General features: G+C 59.5%; 17 protein-coding genes. 8 read left to right on the plus strand and 9 right to left on the minus strand.

Translation table 11 applies throughout. The features are described from left to right. Nucleotides 1-73: 73 nt before the first annotated feature. The 5 genes from F8N49_RS04705 to F8N49_RS04725 form a co-directional block, all read right to left on the minus strand. Nucleotides 74-412 (minus strand): HopJ type III effector protein, encoded by a 339-nt coding sequence (locus F8N49_RS04705; protein ID WP_151550915.1) that lies wholly within the window; start codon nucleotides 410-412, stop codon nucleotides 74-76. Beyond that, nucleotides 405-701, minus strand: a complete 297-nt coding sequence (locus F8N49_RS04710) for a DUF1244 domain-containing protein (protein ID WP_056782977.1) — start codon at nucleotides 699-701, stop codon at nucleotides 405-407. Before F8N49_RS04710 ends, F8N49_RS04705 begins: the two co-directional genes overlap by 8 nt. A 121-nt stretch (nucleotides 702-822) precedes the next feature. Beyond that, a complete protein-coding gene (gene folX / locus F8N49_RS04715) occupies nucleotides 823-1,194 on the minus strand; it encodes a dihydroneopterin triphosphate 2'-epimerase (protein WP_016771653.1) in 372 nt (123 codons plus the stop codon). Between the two features lie 72 nt (nucleotides 1,195-1,266). Next, a complete protein-coding gene (gene folM, locus F8N49_RS04720; RefSeq protein WP_151550916.1) occupies nucleotides 1,267-1,977 on the minus strand; it encodes a dihydromonapterin reductase in 711 nt (236 codons plus the stop codon). A gap of 58 nt (nucleotides 1,978-2,035) precedes the next feature. Continuing rightward, nucleotides 2,036-2,605: an antibiotic biosynthesis monooxygenase gene (locus F8N49_RS04725; protein ID WP_041477999.1), complete on the minus strand. Its 570-nt coding sequence runs from the start codon at nucleotides 2,603-2,605 to the stop codon at nucleotides 2,036-2,038. Nucleotides 2,606-2,816: 211 nt separating this feature from the next. Between F8N49_RS04725 and F8N49_RS04730 the strand changes: the two genes are divergently transcribed. Then, nucleotides 2,817-3,776 (plus strand): MerR family transcriptional regulator, encoded by a 960-nt coding sequence (locus F8N49_RS04730; RefSeq protein ID WP_256675400.1) that lies wholly within the window; start codon nucleotides 2,817-2,819, stop codon nucleotides 3,774-3,776. Between the two features lie 4 nt (nucleotides 3,777-3,780). Here the strand turns inward: F8N49_RS04730 and F8N49_RS04735 are convergent, their stop codons facing one another. Both F8N49_RS04735 and F8N49_RS04740 read right to left on the minus strand, forming a co-directional pair. Beyond that, nucleotides 3,781-4,386, minus strand: coding sequence for a hypothetical protein (locus tag F8N49_RS04735; protein ID WP_024011639.1), 606 nt, complete (start codon nucleotides 4,384-4,386; stop codon nucleotides 3,781-3,783). 54 nt (nucleotides 4,387-4,440) lie between these two features. After that, the gene (locus F8N49_RS04740; RefSeq protein ID WP_151550918.1) at nucleotides 4,441-4,917 is read right to left on the minus strand and encodes a PAS domain-containing protein; all 477 of its coding nucleotides are present in this window, start codon (nucleotides 4,915-4,917) and stop codon (nucleotides 4,441-4,443) included. A 154-nt stretch (nucleotides 4,918-5,071) separates the two neighbouring features. Between F8N49_RS04740 and F8N49_RS04745 the strand changes: the two genes are divergently transcribed. The 4 genes from F8N49_RS04745 to F8N49_RS04760 all read left to right on the plus strand — a co-directional run bounded on the left by F8N49_RS04745 (nucleotide 5,072) and on the right by F8N49_RS04760 (nucleotide 8,451). Beyond that, entirely contained in the window at nucleotides 5,072-5,527 is a 456-nt protein-coding gene (locus F8N49_RS04745; RefSeq protein WP_056782981.1) for a flavodoxin, read from the plus strand. A gap of 175 nt (nucleotides 5,528-5,702) precedes the next feature. Next, nucleotides 5,703-6,485, plus strand: coding sequence for a class II aldolase/adducin family protein (locus F8N49_RS04750; RefSeq protein ID WP_151550919.1), 783 nt, complete (start codon nucleotides 5,703-5,705; stop codon nucleotides 6,483-6,485). Next, nucleotides 6,485-7,387: an alpha/beta fold hydrolase gene (locus F8N49_RS04755; protein WP_122747696.1), complete on the plus strand. Its 903-nt coding sequence runs from the start codon at nucleotides 6,485-6,487 to the stop codon at nucleotides 7,385-7,387. Before F8N49_RS04750 ends, F8N49_RS04755 begins: the two co-directional genes overlap by 1 nt. A gap of 152 nt (nucleotides 7,388-7,539) precedes the next feature. Then, entirely contained in the window at nucleotides 7,540-8,451 is a 912-nt protein-coding gene (locus F8N49_RS04760; RefSeq protein WP_056782986.1) for an SDR family oxidoreductase, read from the plus strand. Nucleotides 8,452-8,492: 41 nt separating this feature from the next. Here F8N49_RS04760 and F8N49_RS04765 read toward each other — a convergent pair whose 3' ends face one another. Next, nucleotides 8,493-8,750 (minus strand): immunity protein, encoded by a 258-nt coding sequence (locus F8N49_RS04765; protein ID WP_073473734.1) that lies wholly within the window; start codon nucleotides 8,748-8,750, stop codon nucleotides 8,493-8,495. Beyond that, entirely contained in the window at nucleotides 8,747-10,783 is a 2,037-nt protein-coding gene (locus F8N49_RS04770; protein WP_241149624.1) for an S-type pyocin domain-containing protein, read from the minus strand. Before F8N49_RS04770 ends, F8N49_RS04765 begins: the two co-directional genes overlap by 4 nt. 797 nt (nucleotides 10,784-11,580) lie before the next feature. Between F8N49_RS04770 and F8N49_RS04775 the strand changes: the two genes are divergently transcribed. The 3 genes from F8N49_RS04775 to F8N49_RS04785 all read left to right on the plus strand — a co-directional run bounded on the left by F8N49_RS04775 (nucleotide 11,581) and on the right by F8N49_RS04785 (nucleotide 17,459). Further along, nucleotides 11,581-13,374 (plus strand): DUF1302 domain-containing protein, encoded by a 1,794-nt coding sequence (locus F8N49_RS04775; RefSeq protein WP_038860649.1) that lies wholly within the window; start codon nucleotides 11,581-11,583, stop codon nucleotides 13,372-13,374. Between the two features lie 23 nt (nucleotides 13,375-13,397). Then, nucleotides 13,398-14,765: a DUF1329 domain-containing protein gene (locus tag F8N49_RS04780; protein WP_016771641.1), complete on the plus strand. Its 1,368-nt coding sequence runs from the start codon at nucleotides 13,398-13,400 to the stop codon at nucleotides 14,763-14,765. A gap of 138 nt (nucleotides 14,766-14,903) precedes the next feature. Further along, nucleotides 14,904-17,459, plus strand: coding sequence for a LuxR C-terminal-related transcriptional regulator (locus F8N49_RS04785; RefSeq protein WP_122747693.1), 2,556 nt, complete (start codon nucleotides 14,904-14,906; stop codon nucleotides 17,457-17,459). Nucleotides 17,460-17,534 lie beyond the last annotated feature (75 nt).

Below are 17,534 nucleotides of genomic sequence, written 5' to 3' on the forward strand. Positions count from 1 at the left end.
CGTCCCAAAGCGGACGCAGAGCGTCCAATGAGGCATTCCCACGCGGAGCGTGGGAACGATCCGAATCCCGTTGTTAGCGGCGGGTCAGGGGTTGTGCGGTGAATTTCACCCCGGCCAGGCCGTGCTTGATCAACGCGCGGATATTGCCGTGATCGCTGCCCTCAGGCGTCGCCAGCACCGAACGGTAATGCTCGCCGAAAGCCAGCAGTGCTTCTTCATCGCTCAGACCTTCCAGCAGTGCCAGACCCAGGGTCTTGCAGGAGCCTTCGTTCTGCCCGGCAGCGTTTTCCACGCCGCCGTTGTTGAACGTTTGAGGCTGGTAGTCGTAACCGGCGGCGATGAACGCCAGGGTGTCGGCGAAAGCATGCTCGCCACTCTTGAGGCTGGCGCGCAGGGTGTTCAGATCAGTCATTGGGTTTTCCTTTGGCAAACGCCGCTTGTTGTTCGGCGCTGGCTTCTTGCTGGTATTGGGCTTTCCACTCGGCGTAGGGCATGCCGTACACCACTTCGCGGGCGTCATCGAGGCTGACCTCGATCTGGCGCTGATCGGCTTCGGCCTTGTACCACTTCGACAGGCAGTTGCGGCAGAACCCGGCAAGGTTCATCAGGTCGATGTTCTGCACGTCCTTGCGGCTGTCGAGGTGGGCGACCAGTCGGCGAAAGGCGGCGGCTTCGAGTTCCAGGCGTTGTTGATCAGTCATGGGGGGTCTCTTCGAGACAGCTTTGAGCGGCAAGCTTCAAGCTGCAAGATTGGATCGGGGTCGGCGGTTAGCTTACCGCTTGAAGCTTGAAGCTTGAAGCTTGAAGCTTGACGCTTGACGCTCAGCGACTCGCCGCGAGCGTAATCGATACCGACTCGGCAAAGCGCAGGGCGTGCGGTTTGTCGACTTCGACTTCGGCGTACAGCACCGATGCATTGGTCATCACCAGGTCGAGCAATTCCTGGGTCAGGCGTTCGAGCAGCGCGAAGCGGTTGCCTTCGACGTGGGCGATGATCGCTTTGGTGATGGTGCGGTAATTCAGTGCGTGGTCGATGTCATTGTCACGCACCGCCTCCTGCGCTGCGTACAGGATGGTCAGGTTGATCAGCACATCCTGCTTGTTGAGGATTTCGTCCTCGTTGATGCCGATAAAGGTGCGCAGGCGCAGATCCTTGACCCGGATGCGCGCCATTCCCGGTTGAAGTTGTGGCATTGATTTGCTCCGTCCAGTCTATTGCAGGCGTTCTGGTGGATCTTACTCGACTCGCGGCCGAAGCGGGACGGCCTATTTGACGTGCCGTCCACCGTTGACGGTGAGGGTCGTGCCGGTGACATAGGGATTGTCGAGCAGATAGCGCAGGCTCTGATAGATCACCTCGCTGCCCGGCTCGATACCCAGCGCGGACTTGGCCAACGCCTTGGCGCGGTACGCCGTGTCATCGTCGGGGTTGAACAATAACAGCGCCGGGGCGATGCCGTTGACCTTGATGGCCGGCGCAAAGCGCGCGGCAAACGACAGGGTCAGACTGTCGAGCCCGGCCTTGCTGGCGCAATAACCGATGTGCTTGCTGCTGCCTTTGCGGGTGACATCGTCGCTGATGTGGATGATGTCGGCAGGTGTCGAGCGCTGCAGCAACTCGGCGCAGTGCAGGTTGATCAGGTAAGGCGCGAGCATGTGAATGTTGAACATGCGATTGAAGGCTTGTGCTTCGCTGCCCTGGGTTTCCGTCAGCCATTCGGAGGCGTTGTGCACGACGGCGCGCAAGCTGTCGGTGTGGGCTTTCAGCGCGTCGATGAAGGCAAGAATCCCGGCCTCGCTGGAAAAGTCCGCGAACAGCGCTGTCGCGCCAAGATCGCGAAGGGCCTGCACGCCCGGTCGCTCGGTGCGGTAAGTGAAAATCAGCGGGTGGCCGTCCTCGATCAAGCGCTGCGCGCAGTGCAAACCGACACGCTGGCCGGCGCCGGTGATGAGGATCGGGGCTGCGGAATCTGGCATGGGCGGCTCGCATCGCGGTTGAAGCGAAAACTATAACAGGCTCGCCGCCCGCTGCAGATCAGCGATTCTGCGCCGACGGTGCGCCAGCCAATGGCCTTGTCGGCGTGCTGTTCAACCAGTTCGCCAGCAGACGCGTCGACAACGGGATGAAGAAATACACCATCAGCGGTGTCAGGCACGCCGTGCCGATCAAGATGCGCGGCAACAGGCTCAGCTCAGCGAGCAGCGGGCCGAGGGCAAAATTGAATATCAGCGACACCGGAAAAAACGCCAGCCAGATCGCCACGGCCTGTTTCCAGCGCGGTGGACGTTGTCCGGCAGCACCAAACCAGCCTTCAATGCCGCTGACCCGATGCTCTTTAGGGTGTTCGAACAAATCGCTGCCACGATTCAGCCAGGCGGTACGCGACGCCGAGTATTCCCAAGCATGCAGCGTCTGCTCATCGACAAAGCGAAAGATAATCTGGAATTCGTTGTCACCTGGCGGTGGCGCAAGGACGCCGGAGCCGAGGTAGCCGGGGAAGTCGGTGGCCAGTTGCTCACCTTCGCGCAACCATGCAATGAGATCGTGATAGCGGCCATCAGCGACGCGACGCGCTACCATCAACGTAACGGGGGAAGTAGACATTTTGTATCTCCGTATTTCGAGTGCGTCGTTCCGGGTAAGAACTTCGCCTGACGCAGGCCGGGGTAGCGGCCTGCGCTTTACAACAAGCAAGGATTATTCCTGAATTTGCCGATTAAACCAGCCACTTTCGTCGCAGATCACTACTTGAAGGTATCCAGCCCATCATGTTTAAAATGGGATCCAATGAACCGACATGGAAGTTGACCGCCAGATGCCTGTAAACACGGACACTCGCCCGGCTTCAACAGTACTCGGCACGATCGAGCGCGAAGAGCTTTTCCCTATCCGCGAAGTGGCGCGCCTGACCGGCGTCAACCCGGTGACTCTGCGTGCCTGGGAGCGCCGTTACGGACTCATCCAGCCGACCCGCACCGAAAGCGGGCATCGTTTGTATTCCATGAACGATATCGAGCGCGTGCGCAGCATCGTCGACTGGATCGATCGCGGCGTGGCCGTGAGCAAAGTCGGCAAGATCCTGGCGAAAACAGAGCCTCTGAAGGTGCTGGCAAACTTCATCCCCGATGACCATGTGCAGGCCGATTACAAGCAATGGCAGGAGCAGGTTCAGCAGGCGGTCAGTGCGTTCGACGATCAGCAGCTGGATCGCGTCTACGGGCAGATTTTCTCGTCCTACGCGCTGCCGGTGGTGTTCGAAGCCATTCTGATGCCGTTGTGGCGTCAACTGCTGCAGCGCCAGGACGCTTTCGGGCAAACCAGCGAATGGTTGTTTCTCGACGGATTTCTCAGGGTGCGTGTGTTGCAGCGCATTGTCATGTTGCGGAGTGCGCAACCGCGTCGGGTGATTGTCAGCGCGCTCGCGGGGCAATGCAGAGAGCTTGAGTTGCTGGTCGCGGCGCTGTTTCTCAGCGGCAACGATTCTGGCGTGCGGGTGCTGACCACGGGCCAGCCTTTCGATGAATTGACGCTGGTCTGCGAAAAGGTCAAGCCTGACGCACTTGTGCTGTTTTCCAATCATGCCCCCGGCCCAGAACTGCCCCGGCGCCTGAATCGTCTGGCACTGAGTCTGGATTGCCAATTGATGCTGGCTGGCGATGCCTCGGAACTGGCCGAAGACAGTCTGGCCGGTTCATCGGTGGCATGTCTGGGGAATGAGGGCGCGACAATGCGTCAACGCATGAAGCAATTCATGGCGGGCAAACTGGATACCTGAAAACTCAGGCGTGCAGGGCGGGGTGGGTCAACCGATGCTGTTGCAGAATGAACTGGCGCAAGCGCTCGGTTTCGTCGGCATCGGTCTGGCTCAGTTCGTAGGCGAAGAAACCTTGCTCGGTTTCACGCTCGAAATGGCCGCGCAACGAGATGCGCTCATAACCGGAAGGGCTGAACCACAGGGCGAAATGTTTCGGTGGTTTGGTCTTGTTGCGCACTTCCAGCAACACGCCTTTGTGCGACACCTCGTGTACCCACAGCGTGCCGGGCTGGCCTTTGGCGTTTTCCAGCGCCACGGGCTCTTCAAGAACCAGGCGCCATGGGCGCACCATCGGGCCGTCTTCGTAGATGCTCGGCACACCGAGACGCAGATGCAGCGCGTGGAACTCGTCTTCCACCAGATGCAGCGGAAAAGTCATCTGTTGATTTTCGAAGTTGGCCTGGATCGTCACCTGCTCGTGAGCAGCCAGACGTGTCAGCAGGTCACGGATCTGCGAACCACCATTAACCAGCAGACTCGACGTTGCATCCCGCACGTTAAGTTGCGGGTTGTGCTGCATGGTCTGGATAAAATCCAGCTCGTCCTGAGTGAGGAGGGCGTCGCGCTGCATGGCTAACTCGAAGTGAATAGTTACAAAGTCATTGGTGATTGTAGTTAATGACCATCAGTTCGCGGTTTTGTTTGCGCCGTTCGTCGCTTTCAACGCCGCAAGCTCGCTTTGCAGCGCCGCGACTTGCGCTTCCAGCTGCGCAACCCGCTGCTGCGCCTTGACCTGAAGCGTTACATCTTTTTGCACGCCGATGAAATAAGTCTGCCCGTCATCGGCATTTTTTATCGTCGACAATGACAATTCGTTCCAGAACGGCGTGCCATCCTTGCGATAGTTGCGCAGGGTCTCCCGGCAGGATCCTCCTTCACGCAATGTCTCGCGAATCAGCTGCAGACTTGGTTGATCACGGTCTCCAGCCTGCAAAAAACGACAGTCCTGGTAGAGGATTTCCTCACTGCTATAACCGGTCATGCGCTCGAAGGCAGGGTTGACGTAAATAAGGATGTTGTCCTGCTCGCCTTCCTTTTCAGCAACCACGATTCCGTCATTCGACGCGTTGATCACCATTTGCAGCAGGCTGGCGTTGATCATCCGAGAATCCCTTCCGTTATGTCAGTGGCAGGCATTCTAGAAGAAAGCTGCGGACTGTCTATAGGCCAGCAGCTTGCATTGAGAGCCAATCGCAACTTCGCGGCATGGGCTGTTACTATCGCGGCTCTTTTTTTTCAGTTCCAGGATCAGATTGATGAAAGTCGCCATCCTCTCAGGTTCGGTCTACGGCACCGCCGAAGAAGTCGCCCGCCACGCCCAGAACCTGCTGAAAGCCGCCGGCTTTGAAACCTTCTACAACTCGCGGGCCGCGCTGGCCGATATTCAGGCGTTCGCTCCTGAGGCTCTTTTGGCCGTCACTTCGACCACTGGCATGGGCGAGCTGCCGGACAACCTGCAACCGTTGTATTCGACCCTGCGCGATCAGTTGCCTGCTTCGTTGCGCGGCCTGCCCGGCGCGGTGATTGCCCTCGGTGACGCAAGCTACGGCGACACCTTCTGCGGCGGTGGCGAGCAGATGCGCGAACTGTTTGCCGAACTGGGGGTAAACGAGGTTCAGGAAATGCTGCGCATCGACGCCAGCGAAAGCGTCACGCCGGAAACCGATGCCGAGCCGTGGCTGGCGCAGTTGATTGAAGCGCTCAAGGGCTGATTGCGGGCAGTAATCGCTGCACCTTTTAAGCGTTGTTGCGTTGAAACGGGTCAAGGCTGTTTGCCCGGCTGACTCGTTCAGTCATCAAGCTGGCTGCCAATGCAACTACGCGATTCCCTGCGCCTGACTAGACTGCTGACACGAGCAGAACAAGAAGAACGCAGAGGTGCATACAGTGAGCGTAGCCCCCGTCCAATCGTCACCGAACGTCAAAGATCAGGTCAGCGCTGCCGAGTGGCAGACCCGTGTCGATCTTGCCGCCTGTTATCGCTTGGTCGCGCTGCACGGCTGGGACGATCTGATCTTCACGCATATCTCGGCCAAGGTGCCCGGCACCGAAGATTTCCTGATCAATCCGTTTGGCCTGATGTTCCACGAGATCACCGCTTCGAGCCTGGTGAAAGTCGATCAGGCCGGCAACAAACTCATGGACAGCCCGTACGAAATCAACCCCGCCGGCTACACCATTCACAGCGCCGTCCACGAAGTGCGCCACGATGTGGTTTGCGTGCTGCATACGCACACTGCGTCAGGCGTTGCGGTGTCGGCGCAAAGGCAGGGGGTGCTGCCGATCAGTCAACAGTCACTGTTTGTGTTGTCGAGCCTGGCCTATCACGCCTACGAGGGCGTGGCCCTGAATCATGAAGAAAAGGCGCGCCTGCAAGCCGACCTCGGCGACAACAATTTCCTCATGCTGCACAACCACGGTCTGCTGACTTGTGGCGGCACCATTGCCGATACCTTTCTGATGATGTTCACCTTCCAGCGAGCCTGCGACATTCAGGTCATGGCGCAGACGGGAGGTGCCGAACTGATCGCTATCGGGCCGCAGATTCTCGCCGGCGCCAAGGCAATGATTGCCGGCGTCACCAAAAGCGCTCAAGGCATGGGCGGCGCGCTGGCGTGGCCGGCGCTGCTGCGCAAACTCGACCTGCAGGATCCGGGGTATAAATTCTAATGCCACTCGCCGAGATTCCTCTGAGTGTCTGGCGCAAGCGCAGCCGGACTTTAGTCTTTCGTGGCCAGTCGATCCGCTACTGGACAGTCGGGCAGGGTGAACCGCTGTTGCTGATTCACGGTTTTCCCACCGCCAGTTGGGATTGGCACTACCTGTGGCAGCCACTGGCGCAGCGTTATCAGGTGATCGCTTGCGACATGCTCGGTTTCGGCGATTCGGCAAAACCGCGCAATCACACCTACAGCCTGCTGGAACAGGCCGATCTGCAACAGGCGCTGCTCGCCCATCTGCAGGTTGACCAAGCCGTGCACATCCTCGCCCACGACTACGGCGACAGCGTTGCTCAGGAGCTGCTCGCTCGGCACTACGAAAAACGCATTGAAGTGGCCAGTTGCGTATTCCTTAATGGCGGTCTGTTTCCGGAAACCCATCGTCCGCTGCTGATGCAGAAACTGCTGCTCAGCCCGATTGGCTGGCTGCTCGGCCGCGCCTTCAGCCGTGAGGCGCTGGTCAAAGGTTTCCGGCAGATCTTCGGCGCGCAGACCCAGCCCACTGAAAGCGAGCTGGATGACTACTGGAGTCTGGTCGAAAGCAACCATGGCCCGCGCATCCTGCATAAATTGATCACTTACATCCCCGAGCGCCGGGTGCAACGTGAGCGCTGGGTGACGGCCATGCAGCAGGGTGACATTCCCTTGCGGGTGATCGATGGCGCATTTGACCCGATCTCCGGCGTGCACATGGTCGAGCGATATCGCGAACTGATCCCTGATGCAGACACCGTGCTCTTACCCGGCATCGGCCACTATCCGCAAACCGAGGCGCCGGTGCTGGTACTCAAGCACTATCTGGCGTTCCGCGATCGTCTGGTATTGCCTCCGCGCAAGGTGGCTTACTCCTGATTCTCGCCGAGAGCACGGGCTCCCGGCGTCCGGACACTCGATCATCCCTCAGCCTTATCGCGCACCATTCAGCCGCAGCCGTGTTCGTTGTGACCCAAAGCGCCGTGCCTGACACTCGGGGCAATATCCCTTGGCCTGCTGGAGTTGCCGCGATGAATGAACCTGTGCGTTTTGAAGATAAAGTCGTGATTGTCACCGGCGCCGGTGGCGGCCTCGGGCGTGCCCATGCGCTGCTGTTCGCCAGACAGGGCGCCAAGGTGCTGGTCAACGATCTCGGTGGCTCGACGCAGGGCGAGGGCGCCAACGCTTCGGCTGCCGACCGCGTAGTGGCGGAAATCCGTGAGGCCGGCGGTATTGCCGAAGCCAACCACGACTCGGTGACTGACGGCGACAAACTGGTACAGAACGCCCTCGATGCCTTCGGCCGCGTCGACGTCGTGGTGAACAACGCCGGGATCCTGCGCGACAAGTCATTTCACAAGATGGACGACGCCGATTGGGATCTGGTCTATCGCGTCCATGTTGAAGGCGCCTACAAAGTTACCCGTGCTGCCTGGCCGCATTTGCGCGAGCAAAACTACGGTCGCGTGATTTTCACTGCGTCGACTTCTGGCATTTACGGCAATTTCGGTCAGTCCAACTACGGCATGGCCAAACTCGGGCTTTACGGGTTGACCCGAACGCTGGCGATAGAAGGGCGCAAGAACAACATTCTGGTCAACGCCATCGCTCCGACCGGTGGCACGCGCATGACCGAAGGCCTGATCCCGCCGCAAGTATTCGAGCAACTGAAGCCGGAACTGGTCAGCCCGCTGGTGGTGTACCTGGCCAGCGAGCAATGCCAGGAAACGTCCGGCCTGTTCGAGGTCGGCGGCGGCTGGATGGGCAAGGTGCGCTGGGAACGCAGCCTCGGTGCCGGCTTCGATCCGCGCGAGGGGTTCTCGCCGGAAGACGTCGCGGCGCACTGGCAGCAGATTTGTGATTTCGAAGGGGCGGCGCACCCGAAGGACAATATTGAAGCGTTGAAGGAAATGATGGCGAATTTGCAGAAGTATTCGATTTGAGTGAAGAGGCCACCAGGCTCAGGCTTGGTGGCCTCGTGAATTCATGAGTATCTACGCTCAGTAATAAACTTCGGCGCCTTCCAATTTGGTCCCTTGATTGGTATCGGACCATCACCATCTGCCAGCACGCCTTCTTTGAAAAGTTGTGCATATGTCGTTAATAGCTCGCCGCTCGCGATGAGTTCGAATTTATATCGCCCAATCATTCTATCCAAGGATGGGTATGCCATGCCGATGCCGAAAGCCGTCAGTACATCAGCAATTGGTTCGTGCTTGAGAATTTCTTCGATAGGAATCATTGGCCTGTTCCTTTAAGCAGTTGTTCATATATGCGTTGCATTTGCTTGTTTCCCGCCCGCAGCGCGTCAGGTGAATAAAGGACATGATCCTCGCTTCCGAGCTTGAAGTCCTCCAGAGCGGCGGTATGGGCATTATTCCAGGCGGGAGATCCGTTTTCGGGCTTGAAGTCATCGCTAAGTCCCATTGCTCGAAATCTTTCCAGTTCACGAATCTCATGTGTGTAATAACGTAAGTCCGTATCAGTAAGCACCCAGTGGCCGCTTAAGATCTTTTCCAGCCGCTGAATCATGATGTCGTTGGCGTCTGATTGATCGAGCCGACCGATGTGCAGTTTTACCAAGTCTATACCTGACTTTGTAATAACCGCCGTACGCCAATCCAGATCGAGAATCGCTCCTCCCGCCGCCTCTGGATTGAAGTAGCGGCCGCTGTATTTGCCTCTGACCGAAGCTCCTTCATAGGGATTGCTGAACACCACATACAGCGGTGCAATCCCGGAGTCATCAGGGAATACGATAATGAATCTCTCCCAGCCTTCGACGAGGATCGGGTTCAGGTCCAATCGCCCTTCAAGCGGAAGAATCGGAGCCCCCGAGTACGCGGATGGTCTTTTCCCAAAGATGGGCAATTCAGTCGAGCTGTCTTGCGGTGAAATGGCGGGGGTCCATGTCAGGAAGTCAGTGGGAGAATCCGGTAACGCGACTTCATAAACATCATTGAGCGAGTCATACGCCGCATTCAGGACAGGGATGCTTGAGCGAATATGAAAGTCATCGTTGGTCGCAACAAAGATTTGTACACCGGCATCGATTTGCCGGGCGCCCAAGCCGATATGCATCTCAAATATGCCCCGTTGATCAGCAATTTCACGCAATGCTCCCGCGGGCTCCGACGATAATTCAGCAAGTGGAACGCTCACCACAAACCGCTCGCCGTTGCCCAAGCGTGATGGCATGAGCAGCGCCGCAAACCCGACCAATGCCGGACTGCTCAACAGCGCGGGGCCGCCCGCTTCGAGTGTATGCAGGGCTGTACGCAGCGCTGCGAGAATTGACGAGGATTTTTCCGGACTCAGTACAGCAGCGACTGACGCAAATGAAAAAGCCGGACCAGTCGTTGCCTGCGCGCCGGATGCGGGAAATTCACGCTGAGTTTCGGGTGTTTCCACCCGCTGGTCGCGCGATTGCTTTTCGCGTTCGGCCTGGAGGTTCTCTTTCTGGCGCTGAGCCTCTGCCAGTGCCACCAACCGAGCGCGCTCCGCTGCCTGCTGTCGTTGCGCAGCTCGCGCTGCAAGCCTTGCTTGTTCTGATTCCAGACGCCTTGCTTCTGTCCTTGCCGCCTGTTGAATGCGCGCACGGATTCGTTGTCGCTTGGCCTCGGCGACTGCCATTTGGCGCTTTTGCTCGGCATCTGTTTGCGCTACCTGCTCCCGGCGCACCGCTTCGGCAATGTCACGCTGGCGCTGTTGCTCAGCGGCAATGTGGGCACGTTCTGCAGCTTGGCGTTGTGCCTCTGCCGCTGCCGCCTGGGCCTGATCCTGGGCTTGTACGGTGGCCAGCCAATTGAGTACGCCAGCCTGTTGCTGGTTGAGCAGCGCCAATGTCTGGCCCAGCAGCCGCGCTTCGTGGGCGGCCCGAAAGGACTCGCTCCACAACGCTCTGCTGCGGACCGCTGCGCCCTGCGCGCGCCGATTGGCCGATGCCTGATTCAGGTAATCCTTGAAGGTTTTTCCCAGTGGATCGCTGCCATAAAAGCGGTTGGCGATGGCAGTCTGCCGTTGAAACTCGGCGCTCTTGCGTTGAATCAAGGTGTTCCTGACGCCCACTTCGCGGGCCAGTGCTGCGGCCGGTGGCAGAGGATTGGTCGGTTCTTCCAGCCTGGTCGCCGCCAGTTCGACCTCAATGGTTTGGGGAATCGAGGCGGTTCTTGCGTTGAATTCCTGTTCCACGGCGACTTGCGTTTCATGCATCAATTCACGCGTCTGCGGATTGGCGCCGGCAGGGCCGAACATGCCGCTGTAGGAGTAATTCATGTCGCGTTCTTTGAATGGTTCGAAGCCATCAGGACCGAACTCCCTGATATGTACTGGATCCAGTTCCAACGGTGGAGGCTTTGGCATATTCATGTCCTTTTGAATGTGCGTTTTCACTCGCTCGAAAAGTGCGCACGGGTGGCGATGACATCCGTGTCACCAGCGAATGGTTGAGGTGTTTCAAGTTACCTCAGAGTGGCGGTTATCAAATCCGAGAAGCCCGTCAGTAACAGGGCGTTATGTCGAAAGGGTTTTCGCGGGTTTTTATCGGTGCAGAGGGAATTCGTCCGAGCTTCGAAGAAATGTCTGACGCGCTGATCGGAAGCTTTGCCGAACCGCTATCCAGCCTTTTTAAACGCCCATAAAAAAGGCCGCTGCAAACGCAGCGGCCAAGGTAAGACGTTGGATCAAGGAGCTACAAATCAACGTCAGTGAACAGCGGGGCGGTAAACCGAAAACATCGATTTATCCAGAATCTGTAGCCAGTCGCTCGCGATTCAGCGTAGCGGGCTTCGCGCTTTGCGGCGTGTGCCGGGAAAGCGCGCTCAGAATAAGGTCTCAAGCCTGTAGGAAAAATACCGATTCCAGACATGCACTGTTACGGGGCGCGCAACAGTGGGGTGCCCATGAATGGCGCTGATGATGCGCCATCCAGCCAGCCCATGAACCGCTCAAGGCCCCGCCGTGCGAGGCCATTCATCCTTTCGAGCGACAACGCAAATACCTCCTTGGTGCGCTTATCGACCGCAGCGACCGGCAGTAGGGTGGGGCCTTCTGTCACTCACCGGGGAAGACGCATGACAAAAACAACAATGCGCGCCATCTTCACACCGCAGGCGCTTGCCGCTGCGGTGGCTCTGGGTTGCGGCGCCCAGGCGCACGCGGTCGCCTTCAACATCGGCGAAATCGAAGGCACCTTCGACTCGTCACTTTCGGTCGGCGCGAGCTGGGGCCTGCGCGATGCCGACAGTTCGCTGGTCGGCACGGTAAATGGCGGCAGCGGACAATCGTCCACCGGTGATGACGGGCGGCTGAATTTCAAGAAGGGCGAAACCTTCTCGAAAATCTTCAAGGGTATCCACGACCTCGAACTGAAGTACGGCGATACCGGCGTGTTCGTGCGGGGCAAATACTGGTACGACTTCGAACTCAAGGACGAAGACCGCGAGTTCAAACAGATCAGCGACAGCGGCCGCAAGGAAGGCGCCAAGTCTTCCGGCGCGCAGATCCTCGATGCTTTCGTTTATCACAACTACGCCATCGCTGATTTGCCCGGCACCGTGCGGGCCGGCAAGCAGGTGGTGAGCTGGGGCGAAAGTACCTTTATCGGCAACTCGATCAACAGCATCAACCCGGTTGACGTCTCAGCATTTCGCCGTCCCGGTGCCGAGATCAAGGAAGGCCTGATTCCGGTGAACATGCTGTTTGGTTCGCAGAGCCTGACCGACAAACTTTCGGTCGAAGGCTTCTACCAACTGGAGTGGGACCAGACCGTTCTCGACAACTGCGGCACCTTCTTTGGCGTCGACGTCGCGGCGGATGGTTGCAACAACGGCTACACCGTCGGCAGTCCGGCGGTGGCGCCACTGGTGCCGCTGACCACCGCGTTCGGCCAAGGCATCCAGGTCACCCGCGAGGGCGTGGTGATTCCCCGTGGTGGCGATCGCGATGCGCGCGATTCCGGGCAGTGGGGCACGGCGCTGCGCTGGCTCGGCGAAGACACCGAGTACGGTCTCTACTTCATGAACTACCACAGCCGTACGCCGACGGTCGGCACTACCACGGCGGGGCTGTCGACACTGGCGGCGTTGCCAGGCATGGTCGGCATTGCCAACGGCCTCGCGCCTGGCAGCGGTGCGGGGCTGGCGCAAAGCGTGATGCTCGGGCGCGGTCAGTACTACCTCGAATACCCGGAAGACATTCGCCTGTACGGCGCCAGTTTTTCCACCACGCTGCCCACCGGCACCGCGTGGACCGGCGAGGTCAGCTACCGGCCGAACGCGCCGGTGCAGGTCAACACCAACGACCTGACCCTGGCGCTGGTCAACCCGATTGCCGGCGGCACCGCATCGCCACTCGCTACTTCGCCGGGTGCGGACAACAAAGGCTACCGGCGCAAGGAAGTCACGCAGATCCAGAGCACCCTCACACACTTCTTCGATCAGGTGCTCGGCGCCGAACGCTTGACTGTGGTCGGCGAAGCGGCGGTGGTGCATGTCGGTGGTCTGGAGTCCCGCAGTGAGCTGCGTTACGGCCGTGATTCGGTCTACGGCCAGTACGGATTCGGCGGCGATACCGACGGCTTCGTCACCTCGACTTCGTGGGGCTATCGCGCCCGGGCGATTCTCGATTACGCCAACGTCATCGGCGGGATCAACCTCAAGCCCAACCTGTCGTGGTCCCATGACGTCGCCGGTTACGGCCCCAACGGTCTGTTCAACGAAGGTGCGAAAGCCATCAGCTTCGGCGTCGATGCCGACTACCGCAACACCTACACCGCAAGCCTGAGTTACACCGACTTTTTCGGTGGCGACTACAACGTCCTCGAAGACCGTGACTTCGTGGCCCTGAGCTTCGGCGTGAACTTCTGATCTGCCCGAGAAGGATGACTGCAATGCGCAAAACGATTCTGCAATGTGGCGTGCTGGCCTTGAGTCTGCTGGCCGCCAACGTGATGGCGGCGGTGTCGCCGGATGAGGCGAACAAACTTGGCACCAGCCTGACCCCGCTAGGCGCCGAGAAGGCCGGCAATGCGGACGGTTCGATCCCGGCCTGGACCGGCGGCATCCCGAAAAACGCCGGTGCGGTCGACAGCAAGGGCTTTCTCGCCGACCCGTTTGCCAACGAAAAACCGTTGTTCACCATCACCGCCGCGAACGTCGAGCAGTACAAAAGCAAGCTCTCCGATGGCCAGGTGGCGATGTTCAAACGCTACCCGGAAACCTACAAGATCCCGGTCTACCCGACCCACCGCACCGTGGGTGCGCCAGCGGAAATCTACGAGTCGGCCAAGCGCAGCGCGCTGAACGTCAACGCGATCAACGATGGCAACGGCCTGGCCAATTTCACTGGCAATCGCTACTACGCTTTCCCGATTCCGAAGAACGGCGTCGAGGTGCTGTGGAACCACATCACCCGCTACCACGGTGGCAATCTGCGGCGGATCATCACCCAAGTAACGCCGCAGACCAACGGCAGTTACACGCCGATCCGCTTCGAAGAAGAGATCGCCGTGCCGCAATTGATGAAAGACATCGACCCGGATAAAGCCGCCAACGTGCTGACCTTCTTCAAGCAATCGGTGACCGCCCCGGCGCGGCTGGCCGGTAACGTGCTGCTGGTGCACGAAACCCTCGATCAGGTGAAGGAACCGCGTCTGGCGTGGATCTATAACGCCGGTCAACGCCGGGTCCGGCGCGCACCGCAAGTGGCCTATGACGGCCCGGGTACAGCGGCCGATGGCCTGAGGACTTCCGACAACTTCGACATGTTCTCCGGAGCGCCGGATCGCTATGACTGGAAACTGGTCGGCAAGAAGGAAATGTACATTCCCTACAACAGCTACAAACTCGACTCGCCGAAGCTCAAGTACGACGACATCGTCAAGGCCGGGCACATCAATCAGGACCTGACCCGTTACGAACTGCACCGCGTCTGGGAAGTGATCGGCACGGTGAAACCGAACGAGCGGCACATCTACGCCAAGCGCCACATGTACATCGACGAGGACAGCTGGCAAGTGGCACTGGCCGATCACTACGACGGTCGCGGGCAACTGTGGCGCGTCGCCGAAGGTCACGCCCAGTACTACTACGATCATCAGGCCCAGGCTTACACGCTGGAAGCGCTCTACGACATCATTGCCGGCCGCTACATTGCGTTGGGCATGAAGAACGAAGAGAAGCACAGCTTCGAATTCGGCTTCGAAGCCAAGGCTGCCGATTACACTCCGTCGGCCCTGCGCGCCGAGGGCGTGCGATAACGGGTCTGCTGCACCGCTGGACAAAAGGCGACCGCACGGTCGCCTTTTTTATGGCCATCGATCAGCGTGCTGAATACTCGTCAACAAGGGTGCGTGAGAGGGCTAGGGTGAGCGCACAACGATAAGAAGGCTCACCCGATGACCGCCATGACCCCGTGCCTGGATCGACCCGGATTTTTGCCCAGGCTTTCTTCGCATCATCAACCTCGCAGCCGTTTGAGCGCACCTTTGCTGGCATCCAGCGCGCGGGTGAAGCTGTTGTGCGCGCCCGCGGGCAGTGGCAAAACCGCACTGCTCACCGAATGTCTTCTTCAGGTGCGCGCGGAGTGCGAGGCAATCTGGCTGCCGCTGGCGGGAGCAGCGCTCAGCGCCGATGAATTTTGCCGGCGTCTGACGCGGGCGCTCGGGCTGGTCGAAGGCCTTGATGATACGCAGCTGATGGCGGAGCTGGCCCATTGGTCGAGGCCGACGTCGCTGTTTATCGACGATTACAGTCGGCTGCCGGATCCGGCTGTGGATGCTCTGCTGGATCGCTTGCTGGCGGTCAGCAGCCCGGCGCTCACTTGGTGGATCAGCACTCGCCGCCGGCCGCAGTGCAACTGGCCGCGCCTGTTGCTCGATGACGAACTCTACGAATTCGAAAGCGCCAGCCTGGCGCTGACTCACGATGAAGTGGTATCGGTGCTGCACCATTTGCCGCCAGACCAGGCGGAGCGTGTCGCTGCCCGTATCATCCAGCGTACCGGCGGCTGGTGCGCGGGGGCGCGCATGGCGCTCCTGCAAAAGTGCGACTGGTCGCAAAACCTGCAGCCGCAGCAGCGTGTCGACACTCTGCTCGATTATCTGCAGCACGAACTGTTCAGCAACCTGACCCCGGAGCAGGACGAGGCATGGCGTGTGCTGGCTCATCTGCCACGGTTCAACGCGCCGTTATGCGAGCATTTGTTCGGCCCTGGCGAAGGCGCTCAGCTGCTGCGTGATCTGCAAGTGCTGGGCTGCTTCATCGAGCCTTGGCAAGCGTCCGCTGACTGGCTCCAGGTGTTCCGCCCGCTGTCGCGAATCATCCAGGAGTCGCACTGGCCGTGTGCGCGTTCCTGGCACCGGCGCGCCTGTCAGTGGTTCAGCGCGACGCAGGATTGGCGAGCGGCGTTCGAGCAAGCGTTGTTGGCCGAGGAATACGAAACTGCCGTCAGCCTGTTGCAGCATTTCGGCTTCGAAGACTTGTTCGAAGACCAGACGGTCGTCCTGCTGTTGCGTTTGCACGAGCAGCAAAGCCAGCAGCTGACCCTGATGACACCCCAGCTGATCGTGCTGGTCACGGGCGCCTTATTGTTTGCCGGCCGGTTCGAACAGGCCGGGCAATGCCTGGCTCATCTCGGCCGCTTCATGCCACAACCGACAGCGCAGCTGGAGCAGCAACTGCTGGCCCGCTGGCAGGCGCAACAGGGATGGCTGTTTCACCTGCAAGGGCAAATGGAGCCGGCACGCGCCTGCTTTCAGGAGGCGTTGTCTGCGCTGGCTGACGAGGCCTGGCAGGCCCGTGTGATGTGCCTGTCGGGACTGACCCAGCAGGCGTTGCTGTGCGGTGAGCTCGATCAGGCCCATGCCCTCAACCGCGAGGCGCTGTGCCTGGCGCGGGCTCACGGCTCGTTGCTGTTCGAAGGCTTGCTTGAGCTTGACCATGCGCAATGGCTCGAGCAGCGAGGCGCGCCTTTGCGTGCGGAAAGCCTGCTGGTGGAGATCGAGCACTTGCTGCGTCAACGCAGCATGGTGCCCACGCCGCTGCTCGGCCGTATCGCCCTGCGACGCGGACGACTCGCGCTGTGCATGGGCCTTGAAGAGCAGGCTGCGCAGCTGTTCAGCCAAGGCCTTGAAGATTGCTTGCGCAGCCAGGACAAGCGGGTCCTGTATGGTTATCTGGGGCAGGCGCAACTGGCCGGCAATCGCGGTGATTATGCCTGCGCTTTCGAGCGCCTGCGCGAGGCCGAAAGGGTCATGCAGCAGCGGCAGATTCCCGATACGGTCTATCGCGGGGTTGTGTTGCAGGTCAGCAGCCAGTTCTGGTTGCAGCAGGGCCGACCGCATCTTGTCCAAGAAGCGTTGAGCCGACTGTTACGGCATTACCGGGGACCTTCTGCGTTGCAGGCGCCACCCGCGACGTTCGAGCTGATTATCCGCATCGAATACCTGCTGGCCTGCGCGAATGCGCAATCGGACCCGGACGAAACCGCTCTGCCCACTATTGAGCGATTGTTGAAGCGCGCTCAGGCCAAAGGCATGTTGGCGGCAGAAACAGAGTTGCTGCTGGCCTTCGCCCAGTTGGCCGAATCGAACGGTGATGCGGTGGCGGCGCAGCAAGCTTTCCAGCGAGCCGCAATGCTGGCGGAGCGCTGCCGGTTGCAGCAAGCCATGCGCGAGTGGGAATTACGCCGAGGCAGCACCGGCACGGCGTCTGGCAAGCAGATTCCTGTCTGGCTGAGCGATAACGCTGATCACGCCCCGGGCCTCAGTCGACGCGAGCGCGAAGTGCTGACATTGATTGCTCAAGGTGCTTCGAATCAGCAAGTTGCCGAACAACTGTTTATTTCATTGCATACAGTAAAAACCCATGCGCGACGTATTAACGGAAAGTTGGGTGTGGAGCGCAGAACCCAAGCGGTGGCAAAAGCAAAGTTGATGGGGATACTGATTTAGGTTGTGAGGTTTTGCAGTACAAAGGATTGCATGTGTTTGTTGGCATGTTTTGTAAATTGTTCGCCCTTCAAGTTG

The organism is Pseudomonas sp. GXM4 (assembly GCF_008923895.1).
GTDB classification, from domain to species: domain Bacteria; phylum Pseudomonadota; class Gammaproteobacteria; order Pseudomonadales; family Pseudomonadaceae; genus Aquipseudomonas; species Aquipseudomonas atacamensis.